Here is a 4,649-nt window from a genome sequence, read left to right on the forward strand (position 1 = left end):
GCGGTGCCGTTGCGGGTGTCGGCCGAGGTGCATGAGCGGTTGGTGGGGTTGGCCCGGGCCGAGGGTGTGACTGGGTTCATGGTGTTGCAGTCGGCCTTGGCGTTGTTGCTGTCGAGGCTGGGTGCAGGCACGGACATTCCGATCGGCTTCCCGGTGGCGGGGCGTACGGATGAGGCGTTGGATGATCTGGTCGGGTTCTTCGTCAATACGTTGGTGATCCGTACGGATCTGTCGGGTGACCCGACGTTCGCCGAGGTGCTGGGCCGCGTGCGGCAGCGGAGCCTGGACGCGTTGGAGCACCAGGACGTGCCGTTCGAGCGGCTCGTGGAGGAACTGACCCCGGCCCGGTCGCTGGCGCGGCATCCGTTGTTCCAGGTGATGCTGACGGTGCAGAACACCGAGCGAGGCGCGTTGGATCTTCCCGAGGCTCGCACCGGAAGCCGGCCCGCAACGCCGAGCGGCTTCACCACCACGGCGAACGCCAGGTTCGATCTGGAAGTGACCGTCGAGGAGGTGTTCGATACTCGGGGGCGCCCGGCAGGGCTGCGCGGATCGGTGATCGTCGCGGCGGATCTGTTCGACGCGTCGACGGCGGAGCGTATCGCCGGTTGGTTCGCGCGGGTGCTGGAGACGGTGACCGCGGCCCCGCAGGTGCGGCTGCACGCGGTCGATCTGCTTGACGTCCAGCAGCGACAGCAACTGCTGACGGAGTGGAACGACACCACTGTGGAGAGTGCGGCCACGACCACTCTCAAGTTGTTCGAACGCCAGGTCACCGTGACCCCAGAAGCCGCTGCGGTGATCGTCGACAAGGAAGAGGTGTCGTATCGAGAGTTGGATGCGCGTGCGGATCGGTTGGCTCGGTATCTGGTGAGTCGGGGTGTGGGAGTCGAGTCAGTGGTGGGGTTGTGTCTGGCACGCGGGGTGGAAGCGATCACCGCGATCCTGGCTGTGTGGAAGGCGGGTGCGGCATATCTGCCGATCGATCCGCAGCTGCCGGCTGAGCGGGTGCGGTTCATGCTGGCCGATGCCGGGGTCCACCTGGTGCTGGCTCACCAGGGCGGGCTGCGGGACGCGGCCGATGGACTGTCTGATGTCTTGGCGGGTGTGTCCGTGGTGTGGCTGGATGATCCGCAGCCGGTGAGCGACGACTCGACGGTCGAGTTGTCGGTGGTGGTGGGTGGGGCGGGGTTGGCGTATGTGATCTATACGTCGGGGTCGTCGGGGGTGCCGAAGGGTGTGGCGGTGACGCATGGGGGGTTGGCGAATTATGTGGGGTGGGCTGTGGGTGCGTATGGGATGGAGATGGGTGGGGGTGTGCCGTTGCATTCGTCGTTGGCGTTTGATCTGGCGGTGACGAGTGTGTTGGTGCCGTTGGTGTCGGGGTCTGCGGTGGTGGTGGGTGCTGTGGATGGTGTGGGTGGTGGTGTTGAGGGGTTGGTGGGTTTGTTGGGGTGTGGGGGTGGGTTCGGGTTGGTGAAGGTGGTGCCGGCGCATTTGGCGTTGTTGTCGGAGTCGGTGTCGGGTGGGCGGTTGGTGGGTGGTGCGCGGAGGTGGGTGGTGGGGGGTGAGGTGTTGTCGGGTGCGGTGGTGCGTTCGTGGTGGGAGCGGGTGCCGGGTTCGGTGGTGGTGAATGAGTATGGGCCGACGGAGACGGTGGTGGGTTGTTGTGTGTGTGAGGTGTCGGTGGGTGATGTGGTGGGTGTGTCGGTGCCGATCGGCCGTCCGATTGCGAATACGCGGGTGTTTGTGCTGGACGGGGGTCTGGGGCCGGTGCCGGTGGGTGTGGTGGGTGAGCTGTATGTGGCGGGTGCGCAGTTGGCGCGTGGGTATTTGGGCCGTGGGGGTTTGACGGCGGAGCGGTTCGTGGCGTGTCCGTTCGGGGTGGGTGAGCGGATGTATCGGACGGGGGATCTGGTGAGGTGGCTGCCGGACGGGCAGTTGGTGTTCGTGGGTCGGGTGGATGAGCAGGTGAAGGTCCGGGGGTTCCGGATCGAGCCTGGTGAGGTCGAGGCGGTTCTGCAAAGCCACCCGCAGGTCGGCCAGGCTGCCGTGGTCGTCCGGGAGGACGCGCCGGGGGATAAGCGGTTGGTGGCCTATGTGGTGCCGGCTGACGGCGAGGGCGTCGAGGGCGACCTGCCGGATGTGTTGCGGGAGTTTGCGGGGCGGGGGTTGCCGGAGTACATGGTGCCGGCGGCGGTGGTGGTGCTGGAGCGGCTGCCGCTAGCGGTGAGTGGGAAGCTGGATCGTCGGGCGTTGCCGGCGCCGGACTATGCCGCGGGTGTGAGTGTGGGCGCGGGCCGGGGCCCGGTCACGGTGCAGGAGGAGATTCTGTGCGCTGTGTTCGCGGAGGTGCTCGGGCTGGACTCGGTCGGGATGGATGACGATTTCTTCCGGTTGGGTGGGCATTCGCTGCTTGCGGTGCGGTTGGTTGAGCGTTTGCGTGGGAGGGGTGTGTCGGTGTCGGTGCGGGCGTTGTTCGAGGCTCCGACGCCGGCTGGTTTGGCTGGTGCGGTTGCGGTGGTGCCGGTGGTGGTGCCGGAGAATGTGATTCCGGTGGGTGCGGGGCGGATCACGGCGGACATGTTGCCGTTGGTGGAGTTGTCGGATGCGGATGTGGAGCGGATCGTCGCCGGGGTGGAGGGTGGCGCGGCCAATGTGGCGGACGTGTATCCGTTGGCGCCGTTGCAGGAGGGGCTCCTCTTCCACCACCTGATGGCCGCCGACGGAGGCAAAGACCCGTACGTGACTACGCGGGTACTGCGGTTCGATGCCAGGGCGCGGCTGGAGGAGTTCGCGCAGGCGTTGCAGCGGATCGTGGATCGGCATGACATCTACCGGACGGCGGTGGTGTGGGAGGGGCTGCCGGAGCCGGTGCAGGTGGTGTGGCGGCACGTGGCACTGCCGGTGGTGACGCATGTGCTGGAGGGTGTCGATGCAGATCTCGATCCGGTGGCGGCGTTGGTGGAGCGGGTGGGCTCGGGGATGGATCTGGGCCGGCCGCCGTTGATGGACTTGCACGTGGCCGAGGTCGAGGACGGCCGTTGGCTGGGGCTCCTGCGGATGCACCACATGGTCCTGGACCACCAGGGCATGGATGTTCTGACCGGAGAGCTGCAAGCGATCATCACCGGGCGTGGGGATGAGTTGGCGGCGGCGTTGCCGTTCCGGAACTTCGTTGCTCAGGCTCGTAGCGTTTCGCGGGAGGAGCATGAGCGGTTCTTCGCGGAGTTGTTGGGGGACGTGACCGAGCCCACCGCGCCGTATGGACTGATGGATGTCAGCGGCGACGGAGCGGAGTCGGTAATCGCGGCGCTGCCCGTACCGCAGGAGCTGGTTGACCGGCTGCGTGAGGTGTCTCGCCGGTTGGGGGTCAGTGCGGCGACGGTGTTGCATGTGGCGTGGGCGCGGGTCGTGGCAGTGCTGTCAGGTCGTGACGATGTGGTGTTTGGCACGGTGTTGTTCGGGCGGATGAACGCGGGTGCTGGTGCCGACCGGGTCGTGGGTCCGCTGATGAACACGTTGCCGGTGCGGGTGCGGACCGAGCAGGTCGGGGTCCGTGCGGCGGTGGAGGAGATGCGGTCTCAGCTGGCGGCGTTGCTGGAGCACGAGCATGCGCCGTTGGCGGTGGCGCAGCAGGCCAGCGGCATTGAGGAGAACACGCCCCTGTTCACCTCGCTGTTCAACTACCGCTACATCACGCGGGAACGGGCTGGTCAGGACCGGGATGCTGCTCAAGACCAGGCGTCCGAGGGGATCCAGGCCGTCCATTCCAAGGAGCGGACCAACTATCCGATCACTATGTCGGTCAATGACATCGAGACCGGCGAGCTGAGCCTCACCGCCGACGTGGTCGACTCTGTCGACCCATACGCGGTGGCACGGCTGCTGTGCACGACGCTGGAGAATCTTGTCACCGCGCTCAGCGACACTCTGGACGGCGACCGCGACATCCCACTGCGTTCCGTCGAGCTGCTTGATGCTGGGCAGCGGGATGAGGTGTTGGTGGGGTGGAATGACACGGGTGTGGGTGGTGTGGGTGGTGTGGGTGTGACGGTGGTGGAGTTGTTTGCTCGGCAGGTGGCGTTGGTGCCGGATGCGGTGGCGGTGGTGGGTGGTGGGGTGGAGTTGACGTTTGCGGAGTTGGATGCGTGTGCGGATGGGTTGGCTCGGTGTCTGGTGGGTCGGGGTGTGGGTGTGGAGTCGGTGGTGGGGTTGTGTCTGCCGCGTGGCGTGGAGATGGTGACGGCGATGTTGGCGGTGTGGAAGGCGGGTGCGGCGTATCTGCCGGTGGATCCGCGGCTGCCGGCGGAGCGGGTGGGGTTCATGCTGGCCGATGCGGGGGTCGGTCTGGTGTTGGCGCGTCGGGAGGGGTTGGGGGATGCGGCCGGTGGTCTGGTTGATGTGTTGGGGGGTGTGTCTGTGGTGTGGCTGGATGGTGGGCGGCCGGTGGGTGAGGGTGTGGGGGTTGAGTTGCCGGTGGTGGTGGGTGGGGCGGGGTTGGCGTATGTGATGTATACGTCGGGGTCGTCGGGGGTGCCGAAGGGTGTGGGAGTGACGCATGGGGGGTTGGCGAATTTGGTGTCGGTGTTCGGGCCGTTGATGGGGGTGGGTCCGGGGGTGGGGGTGTTGCAGTTTGCGTCGTTCGG

At 66.8% G+C, this 4,649-nt stretch carries 1 protein-coding gene; it reads left to right on the plus strand.

Going from position 1 to position 4,649, the window contains the following annotated elements:
- Positions 1–4,649 (plus strand): amino acid adenylation domain-containing protein (locus ACWCPF_RS45195; protein WP_451050990.1); only part of this gene is annotated, 4,649 nt, incomplete at both ends.

The organism is Streptomyces sp. NPDC001858 (assembly GCF_053594615.1).